The sequence below is a fragment of the Streptomyces triticirhizae genome (assembly GCF_003696235.1).
Lineage (GTDB): Bacteria > Actinomycetota > Actinomycetes > Streptomycetales > Streptomycetaceae > Streptomyces > Streptomyces triticirhizae.
This window is the reverse complement of sequence record NZ_RFFJ01000058.1, coordinates 1-24,125: the sequence shown is the minus strand read 5'-3', so window position 1 is coordinate 24,125 and position 24,125 is coordinate 1. Positions and strand designations below refer to the sequence as shown.

Here is a 24,125-nt window from a genome sequence, read left to right as displayed (position 1 = left end):
TTCAGGGGCCGGTTCGCCTGACGCCCCCCTCGTTTCGTTCCCCGGGCACACGAGGGGGGCGCCGCCATGTCCCGCGCCGGCGGGGGCGGTTCCGCGCCGGCCCGGTGGATTCCGAACGCGGCCGCTACCGCGCCGGCTCGACGCCCAACAGCTCCAGGAACGCGTCGGCCGCCGGGGTGTGGCCCTCCCGGCCCCAGATCACATACTCGGCGCGGGCCGGCGCGTCCGTGATCTCGATCGTGACCATCCCGGTCAGGCCCGCGACAAACGACGGCGGCAGCAGGGCCACGCCCAGCCCCGCGCGGACCAGACGGACCAGGTAGTCCGCGTTGGTCACCTCGAAGGCGACCTCCCGGGTGAGGCCGGCGGCGGCGAAGGCGAGGTCGGACTGGGCCCGGCCGGCGGTCTTCGCCGGGAGGTCCACGAACGCCTCCGAGGACAGCCGCCCCAGGTCGACGGAGGTCTCGCCGGCGAGCGGATGGTCCGGGGAGACGACGGCGACCAGTCGCTCGCGGGCCAGCTCGCGGGCGTTGACGCCCCGGGGGCGGGCCGTGACCGGGATGCCGAGGAAGGCCACCATGATCTCGCCCTGTCTGACCTGCTCGACGAGTTCGTCGCTCGCCCCCACGTCGAGGCTGATCCGGGCCTTCGGGTGACGCCGGTGGAACTCCCTGAGAACGGCGGGAACGTCCACGGCCGCGACGGACGGGATCAGTCCCACCGTGAGGCGTCCCCGCACCTCGCCGACGGTGGCCGCGACCTCGGCGGCGGCCCGCTCCGCCGCGTCCAGGCACTGGCGGGCGGCGGGCAGGAAGGCCGCGCCCGCCGGGGTCAGCCGGACCCGGCGGCTGGTCCGTTCGAAGAGCCTCGCGCCGAGTTCCCGCTCCAGGCGCGCGATCTGGTGGCTGAGCGCTGACTGCACCACCAGGCAGCGCTGCGCGGCCCTCGTGAAGCTGTTCGTCTCGGCCACGGCGACCACGTACCGCATCTGCTGAAGTTCCATCGATCCATCGTGATGCGAGATGCATGGTGTGACAAGCATGTGTTGGACTCATTGATCTGTCCGGTTCGAGACTGGTGGCGACCGCACGCGGCCCGCAACGCTCCCGGGTCAACTCCCCGGGCAGGGCCGTCGATCGGGCCTCGTCGACGTGCCCGGGTGCGGCGCCCGACCTCATCCGGAGAGACGAGATGACCGTTCGAGAAGAGACACCCCCGGCCGTCACACCACAGAGGCGGGCGTCCCCGGCCCGGGGATGGCTGGGCGTGGCCGCCATCACGGCCAGCCTGTTCGTCTTCCTCACCACCGAACTGATGCCGATCGGCCTGCTCACCCCGCTCAGTGAGAGCCTCGGCGTCTCCGTGGGCGCGGCGGGCCTGATGGTCACGGCCCAGGGCGTCGCGGCCGGCCTCGGCGTCCCGTTCCTCGTGGCATGGACCTGCCGCGTCAACCGGCGCCGCCTGCTGACCGCGCTGCTGGCCGTCCTCGCCCTCGGCAACCTGGTCACCTCGGTCGCGCCCACCTACCCGCTGATCCTGGGCACCCGCCTGATCATGGGCTTCGCCAGCGGCGTCTTCTGGGCCATCGGCGTCAGCATGGCCATGCGGATCGTCCCCGAGCGGCACGCCAACCGGGCCGCCGCCGTCGTGATGTCCGGCATCTCCATCGCCACCGTCGTCGGCATCCCGCTCGGCACCCTGCTGGAGAGCGCCACCGACTGGCGCACCACCTTCCTGATCTGGGCCGGCCTCAGCGCCCTGGTGTTCCTCGCCGTCGCCCTCACCGTCCCCTCGCTGCCGTCAGCGAACGCGGTCCCGGTCCGCCAGGTCTTCGAACTGCCGGTCAGGAACGTGCCCTTGCGCGTGGTCCTGGTCATGGTCGCGCTCTTCGTCCTCGGCCACTTCGGCGCCTACACGTTCGTCCGGCCCTACCTGGAGGAGCACGCGTCCGCCTCCGCCGGCTTCGTCACCGTCGTCCTCATCGTCTTCGGCGTCGGCGGCGCGATCGGCAACTTCGTCGGCGGCCAGACCGTCAACAGGAGCCTGCGCGGCAGCTTCGTCGGGGGTGGCCTGGCCCTGGTCGGCGCGCTCGTCATGCTGCTGGCGCTCGGCGCGCACGGCGCCGGCGTGATCGCCGCCATGGCCCTGTGGGGCCTGGCCTTCGGCGTCGTCCAGCTCAGCCAGATCAACATGACGCTCGCCGCCGCGCCCGAGACCTTCGAGGCCGCGATGTCGCTCAACACCATGGCCTACAACACCTGCATCGCCCTGGGCGCCCTCGCCGGCGGCCTGTTGGCCGACCACACGGGCGTCTCGGGCGTGGTCTGGCTCGGCATCGTCCTGGTCGCCCTCGCCGTCACCCTCCGCGCCACCACCGGCCGCCGCCCCCCGCGCACGCCTGCGGCGGGCTGAGCGGCGGGCGCCCGCGGCGGGCTGGGCAGCGGGGAGCGGTCGGGCTGTCCCCCACCCCCTACCCGGGTATCACGGCGGCCTGGCTCCCCGGTGTGACGCGTCGGCCACCGCCGTCTCCCTACTGTGTGCTCGTCACCACGGACGAGACGGAGGGAGACGGGCGGATGCGCCGCTTCGGGACATCGCTGTCCACCGCCGCGCTGACCACGCTGCTGGTCGACGGCGCGGCGGGCTGCGGGGGCGCCGCGTGCCGACGGCCGAGGAGCCGACGTCCCGCGCCTCTCCGGACGCCGTAGCGGCGCACATAGGCTGGCGCGCATGACCGCAGTGGAGGAGGAACGCCCGCGAGCGCTGCTCGCCTCGGCCTCGCGGCCGTGGGTCCGGCTGCTGCCGTGGGCCGTGGCGTTCGTGCTGTGCGTCGCCCTGCTGCCCACGACCATCGTGGTCCTCACCGCCGACTACGGCCTGGACGGCAGTGTCGCCGGTGGGCTGGCCGTCGCGCAGGCCGCGCCGCTGCTGCTCGCCGTCGTGCGGCCGTTGCGGGCCTGGTACGTGATCTTCGTCGCGGACGTGGCCGGGGCGCTCGCCCTGCTCACCGTCGACTTCGAGGAGCGGCTGCTGTGGCCGTTCCCGCCCATGGAACTGGTCGGGTACGTCGGGCTCTGCCTCGCCCTGGGCCTGCGCGAGCGGCGCCGGACGCTGCTGCTGGTGTGGCTGGCCACGGCTGCGGCGAACGTGGCCCTGGGGTTCGTCGCGCCCCACGACTCCGGCGCCATGAGTCCGCTGCTCACCATCCTCGGGGGCGTCGCGCTCCTGCTGGGCGGTGCGCTGCGTGAGCGGTCCGAGGCGCAGCGCAGACTGGTCGAACAGGAGACGATCAGCGAGGCCGAGCGGAGCCGGCGGACGCTGCTGGAGGAGCGCGCCCGGATCGCCCGTGAGCTGCACGACGTGGTGGCGCACCACATGTCCGTGATCACGGTGCGGGCGGACACAGCCGAGTACCGCCTCGACACTCTTCCGCCGGACGTGCGGGAGGAGTTCACCTCCATCGCGGCGACCGCGCGCGAGTCGCTCGGCGAGATGCGGCGCCTCCTCGGCGTGCTGCGCAACGAGGAGGCGCGCGGCGAACTGGCGCCCCAGCCGGGGCTGGCGCAGATCGGGCAGCTGGTGGAGGCGACGGCGAGGGCGCGCGGGCCGGTGGAGTTCTCCCCCTGCGACGCCGACGTGCCCGAGGCGGTCGGCCTGTCCGCGTACCGGATCGTCCAGGAGGCCCTCGCGAACGTCGTGCGGCACGCGCCGGGAGCGCCCACACAGGTGTCGCTGTCGGTGCCGGAGCCCGACCCGGGCGAAGGCGCGCGGCTCGTCGTCCTGGTGGTCAACGGACCCCCGCCGGAGCCGCCCGCCGCGCCACTTGAGGCGAGCGGCACCGGGCACGGCCTCGTCGGTATGCGCGAGCGGGTACGGATCATCGGCGGCACCCTCGACACGGAGCCGCTGCCGGACGGCGGCTTCCGGGTCGCCGCCCAACTTCCCCTGACCGAAAGAGACCTGACGTGACAACGCGTGTCATCATCGTCGACGACCAGGCCATGGTGCGGGCCGGCTTCGCCGCGCTGCTGGCCGCCCAGAGCGACATCGACGTGGTGGGCGAGGCCCCCGACGGCGCCCAGGGTGTCGAACTGAGCCGGCGTACCCATCCCGACGTCGTGCTGATGGACGTCCGGATGCCCGAGATGGACGGACTCGAAGCCGCGCGCCGCCTCTTGGAGCCGCCGCCGGGAGTGACACACCGGCCGCGCGTCCTGATGCTCACGACCTTCGACGTCGACGACTACGTCTACGAGGCGCTCAGGGCGGGCGCGAGCGGCTTCCTGCTCAAGGACGCGCCGCCGGCCGACCTCATCGCGGCGGTCCGCGTCGTGGCCTCGGGCGACGCGCTGCTCGCCCCTTCCGTGACGCGCCGCCTCATCGCGGACTTCGCCAGGCAGCGTCCCGCAACCCGGGGCAAGCCGGCGCTGCGGCTCAAGGGCCTCACGGAACGCGAGACCGAGGTCCTCACCCTGGTCGCCCGTGGTCAGTCGAACGGGGAGATCGCGCGGACGCTGGTGCTGGCCGAGCAGACCGTGAAGACGCACGTCAGCCGCGTCCTGACCAAGCTCGACCTGCGCGACCGCGCGCAGGCGGTGGTCTTCGCCTACGAGTCGGGGCTGGTCGCCCCGGGGTCCTAGGCCGCCTCCGCTCCTCCATCCCCTACCGGGGTAGCACCTCCACGTTGGCCCCCCGGTATGACGCCCGGCGCACAGCCGTCCCCGCACTCTTCACCCGTCACAGCAGGGCACGTGAAGAGGGAGACAGGACATGAGGCTACGCAGGGGCAAGCGGCAGCAGGCGGACAACCGGCCGGAGGTGGACAACCGGCCCGGGGCCCCGTCCGCCACGCCCGGCCTCGCCGTCGAACTGCGGGACGTCCGGCGCCAGTACGGCCGAGGGGCGGGCACGGTGCACGCCCTCGCGGGCATCGACCTCGCCCTCCCGCGCGGCACCTTCACCGCCGTCATGGGCCCGTCCGGGTCCGGCAAGTCCACCTTCCTCCAGTGCGCCGCCGGGCTCGACCGGCCGTCGGCGGGGTCCGTGCGCCTCGGCGGCACGGAAATCACCGGCATGAGCGAGAACGAGCTGACCGAGCTGCGCCGCAGCCGCCTCGGCTTCGTCTTCCAGGCGTTCAACCTGCTGCCGTCGCTGACCGTGGAGCAGAACGTGCTGCTTCCGATGCGCCTGGCCGGGCAGCGCCAGGACCGTCGCGGGGCGCGGGCGGTGCTCGCCCAGGTCGGGCTCGCCGACAAGGCGAAGCGTCGGCCCGGCGAGCTGTCCGGTGGCCAGCAGCAGCGCGTGGCCGTCGCCCGCGCCCTGGTCACCAGCCCCGACGTGATCTTCGCGGACGAGCCGACCGGCGCCCTCGACACCGGCACCGCCGCCGAGGTCCTCGGCCTGCTGCGCGACGCCGTGGACACACTCGGTGCCACCGTCGTCATGGTCACCCACGACCCGGCCGCGGCCGTCTGGGCCGACCGTGTGCTGTTCCTCGCCGACGGCGCCTTCGCCGACCACCTGGAGCGCGGTTCGGCCGAGCAGATCGCGGAACGGATGGCCCTGCTCACCTCCCGCACGGGTGCGATGGCCGGGGTGGCGGCGTGAGGCGCCCCAACGGACTGGCCCGTGAGGCCGTCCGCTTCGAACCCGCGTCCTTCGCGGGGACCTTCCTCGCGCTGCTGATGTCCGCACTGATCGTCTCGGCCTGCGGCATCCTGCTCGAAACCAGCCTGCGCGCCTCGGTGCCGCCGGAACGCTACGCCAACGCGCCGGTCGTCGCGGCGGCGGACCAGAACGAGTACGTCGTCACCGGCAGCGGCGAGGACCGCGAGAGGGAGGCGACGCCGCTGCCGGACACGGCGCGGATGGACGCCGGGCTGGCGGCGAAGGCCGCTGAGGCGCCGGGTGCGGCCACCGCCATCGCCGACTTCACCTTCCCGGTGCGCGCGACGGACGAAGGGGCCGGCTCCGGCGCCCGTGAACTGCCCGTCGCGGGCGGTGTGCTCACCGCGCACGGATGGGGCTCGCACGCCTTCACCGGCACCTCGCTGACCAGCGGATCCGCGCCTGACGAGGGCGAAGTCGTGCTCGACGCGGGCACGGCCAGCGCCGCCAGCGCCGCCGTCGGCGACACCGTCGTGCTGGAGACCGCCGCCGGGCGGCAGGACTTCCGCGTCGCCGGCGTCGCCGAGGCTGGAGACGCGGACACCGCCCGGGACGTCGGAGAGGCGGGCGCGGTGGCCTGGTTCGCCGACACCCAGGCCGCCACGCTCGCCGGGCACCCCGGCAAGGCCGACGCCATCGTCGTGCTGGCGGAGCACGGCGCCGACACCGACGCCCTCGCCGACGACGTGAAGCAGGCCCTGGCCGGCTCCGGCGCCCTGGTCCACACCGGCGACGACCGTGGCGCTGTCGAGGACCCGGGCCTCGGGTACGCCAAGGTGACGCTCTTCGGGATCGGCGGCTCCTTCGGCGGCATCGCGGCCATTGTCGCGGTCTTCACCGCCGCCGGAACCGTCGCGCTCTCGGTCGGTCAGCGGGCCCGCGAGTTCGCCCTGCTGCGCGCCGTCGGCGCCACCCCGCGTCAGGTCCGCCGCGCCGTCGCCTCCGAAGCGCTGCTCGTCGCGCCGCTCGCCGGGATCGTCGGTTGCCTCCCCGGCATCGGGCTCGCGCACTGGTGGTTCGGGCAGCTCCAGGACAGGGGAGCCGTCCCGCAGGCCGTGGACCTGCGGGTCTCCGGGCTACCGCTGCTCGCCGCCGTTGTCATGGGGCTGCTCACCGCGCTCTGCGCTGGCTGGATGGCCGGGCGCCGGCCCGCGAGGATCAAGCCGGGACAGGCGCTGTCGGAGGCGTCGGTGGAGCGGCTGCGGCCCGGAGTGGTCCGTACCGTCCTGGGGGTCGGCGCCCTCGTCGGAGGCGCGATCCTCACCGGAGTGTCCGCCCGCTCCGCCGGGGACGACGCGGCCGGTGCCGCGCTCGGCGTCGTCATGCTCTTCATGCTCGCCGTCGGGCTGCTCGGCCCGCTGCTGGCCCGGCTGTGCGCCGGCCTCTTCGGCCTCCCGCTGCGCGGCGCGGGCCCGGCCGCCGAGTTGGCTGCCGCCAACTCCCGTACCAACGCCCGCCGTCTCGCCTCCGCGATCACCCCGATCGTGCTGGCCGTGGCGTTCTCCTCGACCCTCGTGTTCATGCACACGAGCGAGACCCACGCCGCCGACAAGCAGCTGCGCGCGGGCGTCACCGCGGACCACGTGGTGACGGACCCGGCCGGGCTCCCGGTGGACGCGGCGGACCGCGCCGCCCGCGCGCCGGGCGTGGAGGCCGCCGTCGGGCTGCTGAACACGCAGGTGCTCGTGCCGACCGGCTCCGGCGAGTTCAGGTCACTCCAGGGGGCCGCCACCCAGGGCGTCACCGGCTCAGGCGCGGAGCTGGCGATGGTGCAGGACCTGGACGTACGCGACGGCAGCCTCGACCGGCTCGGCGCGGGCCGTATCGCCATCGACCAGACCCTGGCGACCTCGGCGGACGCGGGCGTCGGCGACCGGCTCCCGCTCTATCTCCTCGACGGCACCGAGGTCAGTCCCGAGATCGTCGCGGTGTACGGCCACGGCCTCGGCCTGGGCACGGTCACCATGGACCGGGCGTCCCTGGACGGGCACGTCACCTCGGGCTTCGACAGCGCGCTGCTGGTACGGGGCGGCTCGGAGGAGTCGCTCGCCGCCCTGGGGGAGGTCACCGACGCCTCCGGCTACGCCACCGAGCGGAACCGCGACGCGGAGCTGGGCGCCTGGATGAACAACACCATGGCGGCGGTCCTCGGTGGCTTCGCGGCCGTCGCCGCCGTCAACACCCTGGTGATGACGGTCCTGGACCGCCGCCGCGAACTGGGCACGCTGCGCCTCGTCGGCGCCACCCGGCGCCAGGTGATGACGATGCTCCGCTGGGAGGGCCTGCTGGTCTCCGCCGTGGGCCTGGCCCTCGGCTCAGCGATCGCCGCGGCCACGCTGATCCCGATGATGACCGGCGTGACCGGTGACATGCCGTATGTGCCTCCGCTGGTGTACGGCTCCTTCGTGGTCGCCGCCGGCGGCCTGGTACTGCTCGCGGTCACGCTGCCGGCACGGGCGGCACTGCGCCGCTGGGCGTAGCGCGGGCGTACCGGGCGGGAGTCGGCGTGGCGCCGGCTCCCGCCCCTTTGGCCTGCCGCCGATCGGTCAGCGCCGGCGGGCACCGGTCCGGGCCGGTGGCCGGCCGGTACACCACTCGCCCCCCTACCGGGGTAGCACCTCCACATTGGCTCCCGGGTATGACGCCCGGCACCCGGCCGTCCCCGCACACTTCCTCCCGTCCCGCCCCGGGACCACGTGACGGGGACCTCCGTCCGGTCTGATGCCGGCGCTCACCTTCGCGGCACCGGGGCGAGGCGCCGCCGACGGTTCCGACCGGCCTCACCCGACCATGACGGAAAGGACGCTCATGACCACAACCCTGGCTACACCGGTCCCCATCGGGAAGGCCGCTGTCGGGGCTCTCGGCATACTGGCGCTGTCCACCGGTGCCCTGGAGTCGGTGGTGGCACCGACGATCCCGCTCCTGGAACGCGAACTGGACATGAGCCAGTCCGAAGGGGCGCTGCTCAGTATCGTCCTGCTCATCACCGGCGCGCTCATCACACCGTTGGCGGGCAAGTTCGGCGACCGCTACGGCGGGAAGAAGATCCTGATCCGGCTCATGGCGGTGGTCTCGCTCGGCGGCACGGTGTCCGCCCTGGCCCCGAACCTGCCCGTGCTGCTGCTCGGTCAGGTGTTGCAGGGCGCGATGGTGGGCGCGCTGCCCCTGTCGTTCATCGTGGTCCGCAGACACCTCCCAGCGAGCGAGTCCAAGGTGGCCATCGGCGTGGTCAGCGGACTCTTCGTCGGCGGATCGATCGTCGGGATGCTGTCGGCCGGTCCGGTGGCGGAACAGCTCTCCCGGCACTGGATGTTCGCGCTGCCGACGATCGCGGTCGTCGGGGCCACCCTGCTCGTGAACCGGCTGATGCCGCCCGATCCGCAGGTCCGGTCGGACGACGCCGGGATCGACTGGCCCGGCCTGCTGCTTCTGAGCGGGATGCTGATCACGCTCATGCTCGTCCTCGCGCTGGCGCCCGAAGCCGGGTCGCAACCACTCGTGCTCGTCGCCCTCGTCGCGCTGCTGGCCGTCCTGGTCACCGGATGGGTGAGGGTCGAACGGCGTGCGGCCTCGCCGATGATCGACCTGAGGATGCTGGCACGGCCCGCGATATGGAAGGCGTGCGTGCTGACGTGCCTGATCTGCCTCGGCACGACCATGGCCGTCTATCTGATTCCGCAGCTGCTCGACGAGCGCGGCGACGGGTACGGATTCGGGGCCAGCGCCACCGAGATCGGCGTCTTCCTGCTGCCCGGCGCCATCGCCGCGACGCTGGCCGGGCCGCTCGGCGGGATCGGCGACCGGCGTTTCGGTTCCCGTGCCGTGGTCAGCACCGGCGTCGTCATGATGACCGTCGGCCTGCTCGTCGTGGCGGCCGTCCACACCGAGATCTGGCACCTCGTCGTCGGCAAGGTGCTGATCGCGCTGGCCAACGGCCTGTGCGTCACGGCGATGATGACCAGCACCGCCACCGCCGTCGACGAGAACGACACCGGCATCGCCACCAGCCTGATCCTGGTGAGCCGCGTGCTCGGCTCCGTCGTGGGCGGGCAGCTCGGCGGTGCTCTGCTCACCGCCGGCACCCCTTCCGGGTCGGAGGTCGCGGCCGAATCGGCCTACGTCGCCGGCTTCGTCATGGCCGGCGTCGTGACGTCGCTGGCGCTTTTCGTCACCCGCACCATGAGCAAAGGAGTCACCGCATGACCCGCACCGACCAGCCGACAGCCACGTCCACCGGTACCCGCACCGGGCCGAGGCGCGAGGTCCTGATATCCGGGGCCAGCATCGCGGGCCCCGCCCTCGCGTTCTGGCTGACCCGCTACGGCTACGCGGTCACGGTGGTGGAGAAGGCGGGCGCGCCGCGCGGCGGCGGCTACCCCATCGACGTGCGCGGCACCGCACTGGACGTCCTGGAGAGGATGGGGGTCCTGCCACAACTGCGAGACGCGCACATCGACCTGCGACGGCTGACCTTCCGCGACGGGGACGGAACCGAGGTGGCCTCGCTGCACCCGCACGCCGTCACCGGCGGCGTCGCGGGACGGGACCTGGAGGTGCGGCGCGGAGACCTGACGGACGCTCTCCACACGGCGGTCCGGGACGACGTGGAGTTCCTCTTCAACGACTCCATCGACACCCTCGACCAGACCGTCCACGGAGTGGACGTCACCTTCCACGGGGGCGGCAGCCGTACGTTCGACATGGTGGTCGGGGCGGACGGAACGCACTCCCGTACCCGGGAGATGCTGTTCGGCCCCGAAGAGCGGTTCCACCGCTACCTCGGCTACTGCTTCGCCGTGTTCACCATGCGCAACACCTTCGGGCTCTCCCACGAGACCGTCGTGTGGAACACCCCGGGGAGGGCCGCCGCACTCTACGCCGTGGGGGAGGACGACCGGGTGCACGCCTTCCTGAACTTCGCCCAGCCGGAGCCCCCCATGGACGCGTTCCGGGACCCGGAGGCCCAACGCGACCTGGTCGCCAGGGTCTTCGCCGACGCGGGATGGGAGGTACCGGGAATGCTGGCCGCCCTGCGCGACGCGGACGACCTGTTCTTCGACGGGGTCAGCCAGATCCGTATGCCCCGCTGGTCCCGTGGCAGGGTCGCGCTGGTGGGCGACGCCGCGTACGCGCCCTCGTTCCTCACCGGGCAGGGCACCAGCCTCGCGCTCGTTGGCGCTTATATGCTCGCCGGTTGCCTCGCGGACCGGGATCACATAGCGGGCTTCGCCGCCTACGAGCGCGACACCCGGGAGTTCGTGCGCGTGAACCAGGAGCTGGTCGGCCAGGGCGGCGCCACCCTCTTCCCGACCACCGCCCGGGACCTGGAGCGGCGCGACGACCGGCTGCGCGGCCTGAGCGCCATCCCCGTCCCGGAGGAACGGCCGGCCCACTCGGCCCTCGCCCTGCCCACCTTCACGCCCCGGACGTGAACCCGGCGCCCGCACCGCCGGGCGGAAGCGTTCCGCGAGCCGTCCCCGGTCGGGCCGTGCCACGATGCGGTCATGAACCGCCTGACCAACTCCCAGTCCCCGTACCTGCTCCAGCACGCCGCCAACCCCGTGGACTGGTGGCCCTGGACGCCGGAGGCGTTCGAGGAGGCGCGGCGTCGCGATGTGCCCGTGTTGTTGAGCGTGGGGTACGCCAGCTGTCACTGGTGCCATGTGATGGCGCGGGAGAGCTTCGAGGACCCGGAGATCGCGGCGTTTCTGAACGACCACTTCGTCGCGGTGAAGGTGGACCGGGAGGAGCGGCCCGACGTGGACGCGGTCTACATGGAGGCCGTGCAGGCGGCGACCGGGCAGGGCGGCTGGCCGATGACGGTGTTCATGACGGCCGAAGGGGAGCCGTTCCACTTCGGCACCTACTATCCGCCGCGCCCGCTGCACGGGCTGCCGTCGTTCCGTCAGCTGCTGGAGGGCGTCGTCGCCGCCTGGCGGGAGCGGCGGGGCGAGGTCGGCGAGGTGGCCGGCAGGATCGCCGGCGAGCTGGCCGGGCGGCGGCTGGACTACCGGGCGCCCGCGCCGCCGGGCGAGAACGAACTGGCCCTGGCGGTCGGCGCGTTGACCGGCGAGTTCGACGAGCGGAACGGCGGCTTCGGCGGGGCGCCGAAGTTCCCGCCGTCGATGGTGCTGGAGTTCCTGCTGCGGCACCACGCGCGCACCGGCTCTGACGAGGCGTTGGCCATGGTGGAGCGCACCTGCGAGGCGATGGCGCGCGGCGGGATCTACGACCAGCTCGCCGGCGGCTTCGCCCGTTACTCGGTGGACGCGGCCTGGGTGGTGCCGCACTTCGAGAAGATGCTCTACGACAACGCGCTGCTGGCCCGCGTCTATCTGCACCTGTGGCGGGCCACCGGCTCGGGCCTGGCGCGGCGGGTCGCGCTGGAGACCGCCGACTTCGTGGTGCGCGAACTCGGCACGCCCGAGGGCGGGTTCGCGTCCGCGCTGGACGCGGACAGCGAGACGCCCGAGGGCGGGCACGCCGAGGGCGCGGCCTATGTCTGGACCCCGGCGCGGCTGGCCGAGGCGCTCGGGCCGGAGGCCGGGGCCGAGGCGGCGGAACGGTACGGGGTGACGGAGGCGGGCACGTTCGAGGGCGGCACCTCGGTGCTGCGGCTGCCCGGCGAGGCGCCGGCGGACGAGGTGCGGGCCCGGCTGCTGGCGGCCCGCCGCGAGCGGCCGGCCCCCGAGCGGGACGACAAGGTGATCGCCGCCTGGAACGGCCTGGCCATCGCGGCGCTGGCGGAGATCGGCGGCCTGCTGGAACGCCCCGACCTGGTGGCGGCCGCCGCCCGGGCGGCCCGGCTGCTGCTGGATGTGCACCGGGACGACGCCACCGGGCGGCTGGCGCGCACCTCGCGGGACGGCGTCGCCGGGCCGAGCGCTGGCGTGTTGGAGGACTACGCCGACCTCGCCGAGGGCCTGATGGCGCTGTACGCGGTGAGCGGCGAGGCGGCCTGGCTGACGGAGGCGGGGGCGCTGCTCGACGTGGTGCTGAACCGGTTCACCGGCGAGGACGGCGCGTTCTGGGACACGGCCGACGACGGGGAACGGCTGATCCGCCGCCCCCAGGACCCCACGGACGGCGCGACGCCGGCCGGCTGGACGGCGGCCACCGGCGCGCTGCTGAGCTATGCCGCCTACACCGGGAGCGACCGTCACCGGGCGGCGGCGGAACGGGCGTTGGGCATCGTCACGCCGCTGGCCTCGGGCGCGGCGCGGTTCGTCGGCTGGGGTCTCGCGGTGGCCGAGGCGGCGGTGGACGGGCCGAGGGAGGTGGCCGTTGTCGGGCCGTCGCACGACCCGGCCACCCAGGCGCTGCACCGCGCGGCGCTGCGGGCGACGGCGCCCGGCGCGGTGGTGGCCAGGGGCGAGCCGGGCGCGGCGGACGCCCCGCCGCTGCTGGCCGACCGGCCGCTGAGGGACGGCCGCCCGGCGGCCTATGTCTGCCGGGGTTTCGTCTGCCTTGAGCCGACGACGGACCCGGGGCGGCTCGCGGAACAGCTGGCCTAGGTCGTGAGGTCGCGGGCCAGCGCGTCGACGGTGCGGTCGAAGAGGTCCGTGACGTCGGTGTCCGGTTCGGTGCCGGCCCAGTGCAGCAGCGCCTCGCGGAAGGCGCCGAGGACCGCGCCGACCAGGACGTTGGTCTCCAGGGAGTCGGGGGCCCGCCCGGTGCGCGTGGCCAGCGCCCTCGCGAGGGCGGCCCGCCCCGGGCCGGCCATGGCCTCGTGCAGCCGGTCGCGGATCGAGGGCACGGACGCGATCAGCTCCATCCGCTGCCTGGCCCTGCGCAGCGCGCCCGGGTCGGACCTGGCGCGCTCCACGCCGGCGTGGAGCGCGTTCCGCAGGGCGGTCAGCGGCGGCTCGTCGGCCGGCCGGGCGGCCAGCTCCTCGCTCAGCGAGCGGGCCGGGGGGTCCTCGCTGAGGACCAGCTCCTCCTTGGTCGGGAAGTAACGGAAGAACGTGCTGGTCGAGACGTTGGCCGCGGCGGCGATCCGGTCCACCGTGGTCGCGTCGAAGCCCTGCTCGGCGAAGAGCCGGTAGGCGGCGTCCCTGATGGCCCGCCGGGTGCGGAGCTTCTTGCGTTCCCGCAGGCCGAGCGGGGAGACGGAGCAGGCGGCGTTCATCGCGGTCAGCCTCCGGTGTCCGGTTCGGCGTGGGGAAGCCCCGCCTGGGAGAGCCCGGTGGCCGAGGCGGGGGTGCTCCTGGCCAGCAGCCAGGCGGCCAACAGGCCGGAGAGCAGGGCCAGATAGCCGCAGACGAAGAGTGCCACGCTGGTGGCGTGGGTGAAGGCCGCGTCGGCGGCCTCGGCCAGCTCGGGGTGGTTGAGGGTCTCGGCCCACTGGTGGGCGGCCGTCACCGACCTGCCGGCCTGCTCGGCGGCCTCGGGTGGGAGCCCCTCGGTGCGCAGGCCGCCGCGGTAGCTGTGGGCCAGCAGGCTGCCCAGCAGCGCGACACCCAGCGCGGCGCCGAGCAGCCGCATCGTGCTCAGCATCCCTGAGCCGATGCCGAACCGGCCGGGCGGCAGCGCGTTCATCGCCGCGTCGGTCGCGGGCACCAGGGCGAGCCCCAGGCCGAGCCCGGTGATGGCCAGCCAGATCGCGAGCTGGCCCTCGCCCGCGTCGGCCAGCACCGAGCTGCCCAGGAAGCCGGCGAACGAGAGCATCACCAGGCCGCTGGCGACCACGGCGCCGGTGCCGAAGTGCCGCACCAGCGGCCCGCAGCCGCGCACCGTCAGCAGCAGCCCCGCCAGCAGCGGCAGCAGCCGCACGCCGGTCGCGAACGAGTCGTGGCCGCGCACCGCCTGGAGGTACTGCGGCAGGAAGAACAGCAGCCCGGCGAGGATGAGGCTGGCCAGCGCGCTGAAGAGGGTGGGCCAGCCGAACGCCGGGTCGCGCAGCAGCCGCAGGTCCACCATGGGGCGGCGGCGCCTGCTCTCCCGCAGCAGCGCCCAGGTCAGCAGCGGCAGCGGCGCGCAGAGCGTCAGCAGCACCAGCGGCCGGTCCCAGCCGCGTTCGGCGCCCTCGATGACGGCGTAGAGCAGCGAGCCGATGCCGAGCCCGAGCAGCGCGGTGCTCAGCGGGTTGACGCGGGGCGCGGCCGGGTCGCTGGACTCGGGGAGCAGCAGCCGACAGCCCAGGGCCGCCAGCCCCAGCACCGGCAGGTTGATCAGGAAGAGCGCGCCCCAGGGGAACTCGTCGAGCAGCCAGCCGCCGACCAGCGGCCCGACGGGCATCCCGGCGGCGAACGAGGTCGCCAGCACGGCCAGCGCCTTGGGGCGGTCCGCAGGGGGGAGGAACGTGGGCAGCAGCGCCATGGTCAGCGGCACGATCAGCCCGGCGCCGAGGCCCATCAGGGCGCGGGCGGCGAGGAGTTGGGCGGTGCCGCCGGCCAGCGCGCCGAGCGCGGAGCCGAGCAGCACGATGCCGAGCCCGACCAGCAGGGTGCGGCGGCGCCCGAAGCGGTCGCCGAGCAGGCCGCCGGGCAGCACGGCTGCGGCGTTCACCACCAGGTAGGCGTTGACCACCCACTGCTGTTCGTCGGTGCCGATGCGCAGGTCGGCGGAGATGGTGGGCAGGGCGACGTTGAGGATCGTCAGGTCGAAGCCCAGGGTCAGCGAGATCAGCCCGAGCGCGGCCAGCGCCCACCAGCGGCGGGGGGCGCGGGGGCCGGTCATGGACATCCGGTTCGTCTCTCGTCGGGCCGCCGCGCTTCGCGTTCCTCTGCGGGTGCGCTTCGTTGGTGGCTTCGTGGGGTGACTCTCAAATGATAGTGACTCCCAGATCCGGCCCCTTCGTCAAGGAGGTTTTGCCATGCCTTGATGCTGCTCATCTGAGCTGCTCTAGACATAGACGAGAAGTCGGGTCAGTATCAGATGAGCGGCCCATCCCTTCGGATGAGCGGCCGGTGTCGGGTTGGCGCGGTGCGACGCGACCGACCGGGCGCCAGCGCTGGCCGGGACGTGCTCCGGGACCACGCTGAAACAACCCTCAAACCCTCAACCCTCAGGAGCGAACGCGATGCTGACCTCAGCTCCCGTCGCCGCCCAGGCCCCCACCCGGCACGCGAGACTGCTGGCGTGGGTGGCCGAGATCGCCGAGCTGACCCAACCCGACCAGGTCGTCTGGTGCGACGGCTCCCAGGAGGAGTACGACCGCCTCTGCGCCGAGCTGGTGGAACGGGGCACCTTCCGTCGGCTCGACCCCACCCGCCGGCCCAACTCCTACCTCGCCGTCTCCGACCCGAGCGACGTCGCCCGCGTCGAGGACCGCACGTTCATCTGCTCCGAGCGCGCCGAGGACGCCGGGCCCACCAACCACTGGCTGGACCCGGCCGAGATGCGGGAGATCTTCGCCGGCGAGACGGGCCTCTTCCGGGGCGCGATGCGCGGCCGGACGATGTACGTGGTCCCGTTCTGCATGGGCCCGTTGGGCTCGCCGCTGTCCGCGCTGGGCGTGGAGATCACCGACTCCGCCTATGTGGTGACCGCCATGCGCACCATGACCAGGATGGGCACGGCCGTCCTGGACGAGCTGGGCGAGGACGGCGACTTCGTGCGGGCGGTGCACTCGGTGGGCGCGCCGCTGGCCGAGGGCGAGGCGGACGTGCCCTGGCCGTGCAACACGACCAAGTACATCTCGCACTTCCCCGAGAGCCGCGAGATCTGGTCGTTCGGCTCCGGCTACGGCGGCAACGCGCTGTTGGGCAAGAAGTGTTACGCGCTGCGCATCGCCTCGGTGATGGCGCGCGACGAGGGCTGGCTCGCCGAGCACATGCTGATCCTCAAGCTGACCCCGCCGGACGGCCGCGAGCCGCGCTATGTCGCGGCGGCGTTCCCCTCGGCCTGCGGCAAGACCAACCTCGCCATGCTGCGGCCCTCGCTGCCCGGCTGGCGGGTGGAGACCGTCGGCGACGACATCGCCTGGATGCGGTTCGACGAGGACGGGCGGCTGCGCGCGATCAACCCCGAGGCCGGCTTCTTCGGGGTGGCCCCCGGCACGGGCGAGGAGACCAACGCCAACGCGATGCGCACGCTGTGGGGGAACGCGGTCTTCACCAACGTCGCGCTCACCGAGGACGGCGACGTGTGGTGGGAGGGCATGACCGAGGAGCCGCCGGCCCGGCTCACCGACTGGCGCGGCCAGCCCTGGACGCCCGACGCGGGGCGGCCGGCGGCGCACCCCAACGCGCGGTTCACGGTGCCGGCCGCCCAGTGCCCCACCATCGCGCCCGAGTGGCAGGACCCGGCCGGGGTGCCGATCTCCGCGATCCTCTTCGGCGGACGCAGGGCCAGCACGGTGCCGCTGGTCACCGAGTCGCTGTCCTGGCGGCACGGCGTCTTCCTGGGCGCCAACGTCGCCTCGGAGAAGACGGCCGCCGCCGAGGGCACGGTGGGCGAGCTGCGCCGGGACCCGTTCGCGATGCTGCCGTTCTGCGGCTACCACATGGGCGACTACTTCGCGCACTGGCTGGCGATGGGCGAGCGGGCGAAGGACCCGGCCGCGCTGCCCCGGATCTTCTACGTCAACTGGTTCAGGAAGGACGACGAGGGCCGCTTCGTCTGGCCGGGCTTCGGTGAGAACATCCGGGTCCTGAAGTGGATCGTGGACCGGCTCGACGGCAGCGCCGAGGGCGTTCAGACGCCCGTCGGGCGGCTGCCAGCGCCGGGCGAGCTGGACATCGACGGGCTCGAACTCACCGCCGAGCAGCGGGCGTTGCTGCTGGAGGTGGACGCCGAGGCGTGGCGGACCGAGGCGGAGCTGATCCCCGAGCACCTGGCGACCTACGGCGAGCACACGCCCGAGGGGCTGTGGGAGGAACACCGGGCCCTGGTGGCCCGGCTCGACGGCCGGACGGCCGGCTGACCCGGACCGGTCCGGGCGGCCAGGAGGGGCCGGCCGTGGGTGGACGGCGCCGATCGGCGCGGGCGCCGTTCACCCCGCTCGGACGAGCGGCGCCCACCGAGCGAGAGCGCGGCAGCGGTCAGAACTGGGCGTAGCCGTCCAGGAAGTTGCCGATGCGGTCGATCGCGTCGCCCAACTCGTCGGCGGGCGGCAGGGTGACGACGCGGAAGTGGTCGGGCTCGGGCCAGTTGAAGCCCGTGCCGTGCACGATCATGATCTTCTCGGCGCGCAGCAGGTCGAGCACCATCTGCCGGTCGTCCTTGATCTTGTACACCTTGGGGTCGAGCCGGGGGAACGCGTAGAGCGCGCCCCTGGGCTTGACGCAGGTGACGCCGGGGATGCTGGTGAGCCGCTCGAAGGCGACGTCCCGCTGTTCCTTGATCCGGCCGCCGGGGAGGACCAGCTGCTCGATCGACTGGCGCCCGAAGAGCGCGGCGGCGACGGCGTGTTGGGCCGGCATGTTGGCGCACAGCCGCATGTTGGCCAGGATCGTCAGGCCCTCGATATAGCTGGTGGCGTGGTCCTTGGGGCCGCACACCGCGAGCCAGCCGCAGCGGAAGCCGGCCACCCGGTAGTTCTTGGACAGCCCGTTGAACGTGAGCGTCAGCAGGTCGGGGGCGATCTGGGCGGTCGAGGTGTGGGTGGCGCCGTCGTAGAGGATGCGGTCGTAGATCTCGTCCGAGCAGACCACCAGCCGGTGGCGCCTGGCCACCTCGGTGAGCTGGCGCAGCATCTCCTCGTCGTAGACGGCGCCGGTGGGGTTGTTCGGGTTGATGATCACCAACGCGCGGGTGCGGTCGGTGATCCTGCGCTCGATGTCGGCGATGTCCGGCATCCAGTCGGACCGCTCGTCGCAGCGGTAGTGCACGGCGGTCCCGCCGGCCAGCGCCACGGAGGCCGTCCACAGCGGGTAGTCGGGGGCCGGGACCAGCACCTCGTCGCCGTCGTCCAGCAGGGCCTGCATCGACATCTGGATCAACTCGGAGACGCCGTTGCCCAGGTAGACGTCCTCGACGGAGAGGTCGATCCCCTTGGTCTGGTAGTGCTGCGTCACCGCGCGGCGGGCGGAGAGCAGGCCCTTGGCGTCGCCGTAGCCGTGCGCCTCGGCCACGTTCCGCAGGACGTCCTCCAGGATCTCCGGCGGACAGTCGAAGCCGAAGGCGGCGGGATTGCCGGTGTTGAGCTTGAGAATGCGGTGACCTGCCGCCTCCAGCCGCTGCGCCTCTTCGAGAACCGGGCCCCGGATCTCGTAGCAGACGTTGGCGAGCTTGGTTGACTGGATCACCTGCATCATGCTCGTTACCTTACGGCCGTGTAACGGCGGGCGCGCTGTGTTTTCGCCCACCCGAGGGGGCCGCCCGAGGGGCCGTCGGCGGGGCGGGAACCGTCAGTCGTCGTGCCGCCTGATGCCGCCCTCCAGGGTCATGGTGACCCGCTCCAGCGCGACATGGCGCGGCAGGTCGTCCTCGGCCATCGCCTCCCAGCCGGCGGAGATCAGGTACCACAGGGAGCGGACGAACCACTCGGGCTCGATCTCGGCGGCGAAGTAGCCCTCATCCTTGCCGCGTTGGAAGAGCGTCACCATCGGGACATGGGCCCGTTCCCAGCCGGCCTCGTCCCACTCGGCGTTGGAGAGCGCGACCTCGTTGAAGAGGAAGTTGACCCGGTAGCCGAGGTCGAACATCGCCCGCACCAGCCGGCGGAACGCGTCGGCGACCGGGCCGTCCTCCAGCCTGGCCTCCTCCACCGCGCGCAGGGTGGCCTCGGCGCAGTCCCGCACCAGGGCGTGGATCAGCGCGGAGCGGTCGGCGAAGTAGCGGTGCAGCGTGCTCCGGCCGACCTGCGCGGCCCGGGCGATGTCGCCGAGCGAGGCCGATCCGTCGGCGGCGAGGACCTCGATCGCCGCGTCCAGGATCGCCCGGCGGGTGCGGGCGAGGGTTCCCGAGGTGGAGGAGACCGTCGCTGCCATGCGGTCCATAGTAAGTGCGCGGATACGGGGCGGCTCTGTTCCGGGGTGACACACCTCGTTCCTGTGTGGGACCCTGTGTCTCATGATGAATCCAACTGTCCCACCGTCGGTGGGTGAAGGGCCGCCCGTGGCCCCGGGTGCGGTGGCGCTCCGTCCGCCGCTGCACCGGGTGGAGCGGCGCGCCGTCGTGCTGTGGGCGGCGCGGGCGCTCGCGTGGACGCTGCCGCTCACGGCGGCCCTGGGCGCGACGCACGCGCTGTGGTCGGCGGCCGGGCCGTGGACCGGGCCGCTGCTGCTGGCGGCCGCGGTGCTGGTTCCGGCGCACGCCGTGGTGATGCCGCTGTGGCGCTACCGGGTGCACCGCTGGGAGAGCACGCCCGATGCGGTCTTCGCCGCCGAGGGGTGGATCGTGCGGCAGTGGCGGATCGCGCCCGTCTCCCGGATACAGACGGTGGACACGGTGCGCGGCCCGGTGGAACAGCTGCTGGGGCTGGCCACCCTCGTGGTCACCACGGCGTCCTCCAGCGGGGCCATCGCCATCCGGGGGCTCGCCCCGGAGGCGGCGCGGGCCGCAGCCGACCGGCTCGCCGAGATCACCCGGCGCACCCCGGGGGACGCCACATGAGCGCGGCGGAGACGGCGGGGGAGGTTCGGGGGCGCGAGGTTCCGGTGCGGGACCTCGCGGCTGAGGCGCCGCCGGACGGTCCCTCGGCGGCCGAGGTGCCGTGGCGCCGGCTCGACCCGAGGCTGATCTGGGCGGACGCGCTGCGCGTGGCGCTGTCGATGCTGCCGGGTGGCGTGGCGCTGTTCCTCTTCGAGGCCGGCGACGCCATGACCGTCTGGCCGCTGCTGGCGCTGGCGGCCTGGGGGCTGTGGGGCGCGGGGGCCGACGTGGTCCGCTGGCTCACCACCCGGTACCGGGTCACGGACACCCATCTGGAGCGCCGCACCGGGCTGTTGGTGCGCAGCCACCGGGCGGTCGCCCGGGAGCTGATCCGCACCGTGGACGCGGACGCCCGGCTGATCCACCGGCTGGCCGGGGTCCGCCGGGTCACCGTCGGCGCCGGCCAGACGACGACGGCCCTGGAGTCGGCCCTCACCCTGGACGCGCTCTCCCGGGAGGCGGCCGAGCGGCTGCGGCGGGAGCTGACCGGCGCGCCCGAGGAGCGCGCGGAGGAGGCGCCCGCGCTGGCCGAGTTCGACTGGCGCTGGGTGGTGCACAACCTGTTCGGCGTCTGGGCGCTGATGACGGCCGCCGGGCTGCTGTGGGGCGCGTACTTCACGGTCGGCGCCCTCGGGGGCGACCTGGGCGGCTGGTTCGACTCCGCGCGGGACGCGCTCGGCCTGGGCACGGCCGGCTCGGTGGCCGCCGGGTACGCCGCGATGGTGGTGCTGGGCGCGGTGGGCATGGGCGGCCGATTCCTCACCGGGCAGGCGCGCTTCCGGCTCACCCGGGAGCCGGGCGAGGACGGCGGCAGCGTGCTGCGCACCCGTCGTGGCCTGTTCCGCACCCGGGAGGTGGCGCGGGACGAGTCCCGCACGCGCGGGGTCTCGCTCTCCGAGCCGCTGCTGTGGCGCTGGCTGGGCACCACCGACACCAGCCTCATCACCACCGGCGTCTTCTGGTGGAGCGAGGGCGTGACCGTCCTGCCGCGCGGGCCGCGCCGGGTCGCGCTGCGGGTGGCCGCCGAGGTGCTCGGCGACGACCCGTTCGCCGCCCCGCTCGTGCGGCATCCGAACTCGGCGGCGCGGCGGCGCCTGGCCTGGGCGCTGTGGGTCACCGGCGCGGCCGGGCTGGCGGCGGCGCCGCTGGGTGGACGGGTCTGGCTGATCGTGCTGTGGGCGCTCGGGCCGCTGGCGCTCGGCGTGGCCTACGCCGGCTACCGCGCGCTGGGGCACGCGGTGACCGGGCCCTGGCTGGTCTTCCGGGCCGGCGCCCTGTCCCGGGTCACGTCGGCGCTGCGGCGCGGCGCGGTCAGCGGGGTGTGCGTGCGGCAGTCCCCGCTCCAGCGGCGACTGGGCCTGGCCACGGTCCGGGTCAGCACGGCGGCCGGGGACGGGGCGTACGCGGCCAGGGACCTGGCGGTGGCCGACGCGGTGCCGCTGGCGGTGGCGGCGCTGCCGACCGTGGCGTCGTTCCGTGCGCCGGTCGGGCAGGGTGGCAGCGTGCCGCCGGCGTGCGTAGGGTCGGGGCGACCCGCCCCCTGACCCGGGAGTCGCCCCATGGCCGGTCCGCTCGACCAGCTCGCGCAGGAGATCGTGGACAGCCGGTTCAAGGGGCTGCCGCCGGACGCCGCCGGGCTCACCGTCGGCGAACTGGCCGCGCAGCGCCGGGACTTCCGCACCGGGGGCTTCACCACCCCGCTGCTGACCGCCTCGGCAGAGGCGCTGGAGCACAACCTGCGCACCCTGGCCGCGTTCGCCGACCGGCACGGGCTGGTCCTCGCGCCGCACGGCAAGACGTCGATGGCGCCCGCCCTCTTCCACCGGCAACTCGACCTCGGGGCCTGGGGGATCACCCTCGCCGTCCCGCACCAGGCGCGGGTGGCCAGGGAGTTCGGTGTCGGCCGGATCTTCCTCGCCAACGAGGTCGTCGACCCGGCGGCGCTGCGCTGGCTGGCCGGGGAGCTGGCCGCCGACCCCGCGTTCCGCTGCGTGGTCTACGCGGACTCGGAGGCGGGCGTCGCGTTGATGGACGCGGCGCTCCGGGAGGCCGGGGCGGTCAGGCCGCTGGAGGTGGTGGTCGAACTGGGCGTCCCCGGGGGCCGCAGCGGGGCGCGGGACGCGGACGCGGCCGCCGCCGTCGCGGACGCCGTCGCCCGGACGGGCACGCTGCGGCTGGTCGGCGTCGCCGGCTACGAGGGCGAGCTGCCGGGCGCCGACGCCGCATCGGTGCGCGCCTGGCTGGACCAACTGGGCGCGCTGGCGGCCCGGTTCGACGCCGAGGGGCGGTTCGACGGGTGCGCGGAGATCGTCGTCAGCGCGGGGGGCAGCGCCTGGTTCGACGTGTTGGCGGAGTCCTTCGCCGCGTTGCCGCCGCTGAGCCGGCCGGTGCTGCGGATGCTGCGGGCCGGCGCCTATGTCAGCCACGACCACGGGCGGTACCGGGAGGTCACCCCGTTCGCTCGGGTGCCGGACGAGGGCGCGCTGCGGCCGGCGTTCCTGCTGTGGGCGCAGGTGGTCTCGCGGCCCGAGCCCGGGCTGGCGCTGCTCAACGCCGGCAAGCGGGACATCGCGCACGACCTGGACCTGCCCGAGGTGGTCGAGGTCAGGGCGGCCGACGGCGCGGGCCGCTCCGGCGCCGGGCTGACCGTGGCCCGGCTCGCCGACCAACACGCCTTCCTGCGCGGCGCGGACGACGCGGAGCCGCCGGCGGTGGGGGAGTGGGTGGCCCTCGGCATGTCGCACCCGTGCACGATCTTCGACAAGTGGCCCATGATCCCGGTGGTCGACGCGGAGGGCGCCGTCGTCGAGCTGCTGCGCACGTTCTTCTGACGGCCGGCGGCCGGGCCCTGACACGGCGCCGGCCCGAACGCCCCACCGGCGAGCGGGCGTTCGGGCCGGCGGGCCCGGTGGCGGGGCCCGGTGGCGGTCGGGGGCCGTTACGGCAGGCCGTCGACGTGCGGGCCGACGGTGTCGGACCAGGCGTTGCCGGCGTGCGCGTCCCAGTTGACGGACCAGGTCATCGCGCCGCGCAGCCCCGGGTAGGTCTGGTCGGGTACGAAGGAGCCGCAGTTGGTGCCCCGGGCGAGGCAGTCCAGCGCGTCGTTGACCACCTGCGGGTCCACATAGCCGGAGCCGGCGGCGTTCGGGGTGGCCGGCACGCCCAGGCCCACCTGGGAGGCGTCGAGCCCGCCCTCCAGCTGGATACAGGCCAGCGCGGTGAGGAAGTCCACGGTGCCGGCGGAGTACACCTGGCCGTCGCAGCCCAGCATCGAGCCGCTGTTGTAGTACTGGGTGTGGACGGCCGTGAGGAAGTCCTTGGTGTTCAGGGCCAGTTGGAAGTACTCGCTGGTGGTGTTCTGCATGTCGAGGGTCTGCGGGGCCATGGTGTACACGAGGTCGTCCCCGACGCCGGCGTGGACGGCCTCCATGGCCCGCGACATGTAGGTGGCGTTGATGCCGTGTTCGAGGTCGATGTCGATCCCGTCGAACCCGAACTCGTCGATCAGGCCCAGCGCGGACTCGGCGAAGGCGTTCGCCGACGCCTCGTCGTTCACCGTCACATGGTCCTCGGCGCCGCCGACGGACAGCACCACGGCGACGCCCTCGGCCTGCTTGGCCGCGATCTCGTCCCTGAACTCCTGCTCGGAGCCGTAGCCGAGCACCGGGTCCAGCTCGAAGTCGATCTGCCCCGGCGTGGCCGTGGACGAGGCGAAGGAGACCGCGATGATGTCGTACTGCGACGAGACCTCGCCGAGCTTCAGGACCGTCGAGCCGTTGTCGAAGTTGTGCCAGTAGCCGGTCAGGGTGTGCGCGGGCACGGCCGTCGGCGCCGGCGCCTCCTCCGAGTCCCCGGCGCCGACCGCCGAGGCCGCGCCGACCAGGCCGGCCGCCAGCAGCACCCCGGCCCCGGCGGCC

Annotated in this window: 18 protein-coding genes; 12 read left to right on the top strand and 6 right to left on the bottom strand. The window is 73.9% G+C overall.

All coding sequences use genetic code 11. The features are described from left to right. Positions 1-124: 124 nt before the first annotated feature. Complete coding sequence (locus EBN88_RS12855) at positions 125-1,003, bottom strand: LysR family transcriptional regulator (protein ID WP_122183987.1); 879 nt, start codon at positions 1,001-1,003, stop codon at positions 125-127. Between the two features lie 263 nt (positions 1,004-1,266). Between EBN88_RS12855 and EBN88_RS12850 the strand changes: the two genes are divergently transcribed. From EBN88_RS12850 to EBN88_RS12815, 8 genes are all read left to right on the top strand, one after another. Continuing rightward, positions 1,267-2,412, top strand: a complete 1,146-nt coding sequence (locus tag EBN88_RS12850) for an MFS transporter (protein WP_233580630.1) — start codon at positions 1,267-1,269, stop codon at positions 2,410-2,412. A gap of 318 nt (positions 2,413-2,730) precedes the next feature. Then, positions 2,731-3,969 (top strand): sensor histidine kinase, encoded by a 1,239-nt coding sequence (locus EBN88_RS12845; protein ID WP_122183985.1) that lies wholly within the window; start codon positions 2,731-2,733, stop codon positions 3,967-3,969. Further along, on the top strand, positions 3,966-4,640 hold the full coding sequence (locus EBN88_RS12840; RefSeq protein ID WP_122183984.1) for a response regulator: 675 nt from the start codon (positions 3,966-3,968) through the stop codon (positions 4,638-4,640). Before EBN88_RS12845 ends, EBN88_RS12840 begins: the two co-directional genes overlap by 4 nt. A gap of 130 nt (positions 4,641-4,770) precedes the next feature. Next, positions 4,771-5,607 (top strand): ABC transporter ATP-binding protein, encoded by an 837-nt coding sequence (locus EBN88_RS12835; RefSeq protein ID WP_199742341.1) that lies wholly within the window; start codon positions 4,771-4,773, stop codon positions 5,605-5,607. Further along, positions 5,604-8,147: an FtsX-like permease family protein gene (locus EBN88_RS12830; RefSeq protein ID WP_122183983.1), complete on the top strand. Its 2,544-nt coding sequence runs from the start codon at positions 5,604-5,606 to the stop codon at positions 8,145-8,147. The genes EBN88_RS12835 and EBN88_RS12830 overlap by 4 nt, the downstream gene beginning before the upstream one ends. Before the next feature lie 328 nt (positions 8,148-8,475). Further along, a complete protein-coding gene (locus EBN88_RS12825; protein ID WP_122183982.1) occupies positions 8,476-9,873 on the top strand; it encodes an MFS transporter in 1,398 nt (465 codons plus the stop codon). Next, positions 9,870-11,102, top strand: coding sequence for an FAD-dependent monooxygenase (locus EBN88_RS12820; RefSeq protein WP_122183981.1), 1,233 nt, complete (start codon positions 9,870-9,872; stop codon positions 11,100-11,102). The genes EBN88_RS12825 and EBN88_RS12820 overlap by 4 nt, the downstream gene beginning before the upstream one ends. Positions 11,103-11,174: 72 nt before the next feature. After that, positions 11,175-13,184: a thioredoxin domain-containing protein gene (locus EBN88_RS12815; protein ID WP_122183980.1), complete on the top strand. Its 2,010-nt coding sequence runs from the start codon at positions 11,175-11,177 to the stop codon at positions 13,182-13,184. Here EBN88_RS12815 and EBN88_RS12810 read toward each other — a convergent pair. Together EBN88_RS12810 and EBN88_RS12805 are read right to left on the bottom strand one after the other, a co-directional pair. Next, positions 13,181-13,798: a TetR family transcriptional regulator gene (locus EBN88_RS12810; protein ID WP_122183979.1), complete on the bottom strand. Its 618-nt coding sequence runs from the start codon at positions 13,796-13,798 to the stop codon at positions 13,181-13,183. The genes EBN88_RS12815 and EBN88_RS12810 overlap by 4 nt on opposite strands. A gap of 5 nt (positions 13,799-13,803) precedes the next feature. Further along, positions 13,804-15,348, bottom strand: a complete 1,545-nt coding sequence (locus EBN88_RS12805; RefSeq protein ID WP_233580629.1) for an MFS transporter — start codon at positions 15,346-15,348, stop codon at positions 13,804-13,806. A gap of 343 nt (positions 15,349-15,691) precedes the next feature. Here EBN88_RS12805 and EBN88_RS12800 point away from each other — a divergent pair, with 343 nt between their 5' ends. Further along, the gene (locus EBN88_RS12800; protein WP_122183977.1) at positions 15,692-17,536 is read left to right on the top strand and encodes a phosphoenolpyruvate carboxykinase (GTP); all 1,845 of its coding nucleotides are present in this window, start codon (positions 15,692-15,694) and stop codon (positions 17,534-17,536) included. 118 nt (positions 17,537-17,654) lie between these two features. Here the strand turns inward: EBN88_RS12800 and EBN88_RS12795 are convergent, their stop codons facing one another. Together EBN88_RS12795 and EBN88_RS12790 are read right to left on the bottom strand one after the other, a co-directional pair. Continuing rightward, on the bottom strand, positions 17,655-18,866 hold the full coding sequence (locus EBN88_RS12795) for a pyridoxal phosphate-dependent aminotransferase (protein ID WP_122183993.1): 1,212 nt from the start codon (positions 18,864-18,866) through the stop codon (positions 17,655-17,657). Between the two features lie 96 nt (positions 18,867-18,962). Continuing rightward, positions 18,963-19,544 (bottom strand): TetR/AcrR family transcriptional regulator, encoded by a 582-nt coding sequence (locus EBN88_RS12790; RefSeq protein WP_158621366.1) that lies wholly within the window; start codon positions 19,542-19,544, stop codon positions 18,963-18,965. A 127-nt stretch (positions 19,545-19,671) separates the two neighbouring features. Here EBN88_RS12790 and EBN88_RS12785 point away from each other — a divergent pair, with 127 nt between their 5' ends. The 3 genes from EBN88_RS12785 to EBN88_RS12775 are packed head-to-tail and all read left to right on the top strand — an operon-like array spanning position 19,672 to position 23,039. After that, entirely contained in the window at positions 19,672-20,169 is a 498-nt protein-coding gene (locus tag EBN88_RS12785) for a PH domain-containing protein (protein WP_233580628.1), read from the top strand. Then, the gene (locus EBN88_RS12780; protein WP_122183974.1) at positions 20,166-21,752 is read left to right on the top strand and encodes a PH domain-containing protein; all 1,587 of its coding nucleotides are present in this window, start codon (positions 20,166-20,168) and stop codon (positions 21,750-21,752) included. The genes EBN88_RS12785 and EBN88_RS12780 overlap by 4 nt, the downstream gene beginning before the upstream one ends. Positions 21,753-21,767: 15 nt before the next feature. Continuing rightward, on the top strand, positions 21,768-23,039 hold the full coding sequence (locus EBN88_RS12775) for an alanine racemase (protein ID WP_122183973.1): 1,272 nt from the start codon (positions 21,768-21,770) through the stop codon (positions 23,037-23,039). Positions 23,040-23,146: 107 nt separating this feature from the next. Here EBN88_RS12775 and EBN88_RS12770 read toward each other — a convergent pair. Continuing rightward, the coding region (locus EBN88_RS12770) for a chitinase (protein ID WP_147472712.1) at positions 23,147-24,125 on the bottom strand (979 nt) is incomplete at its 5' end.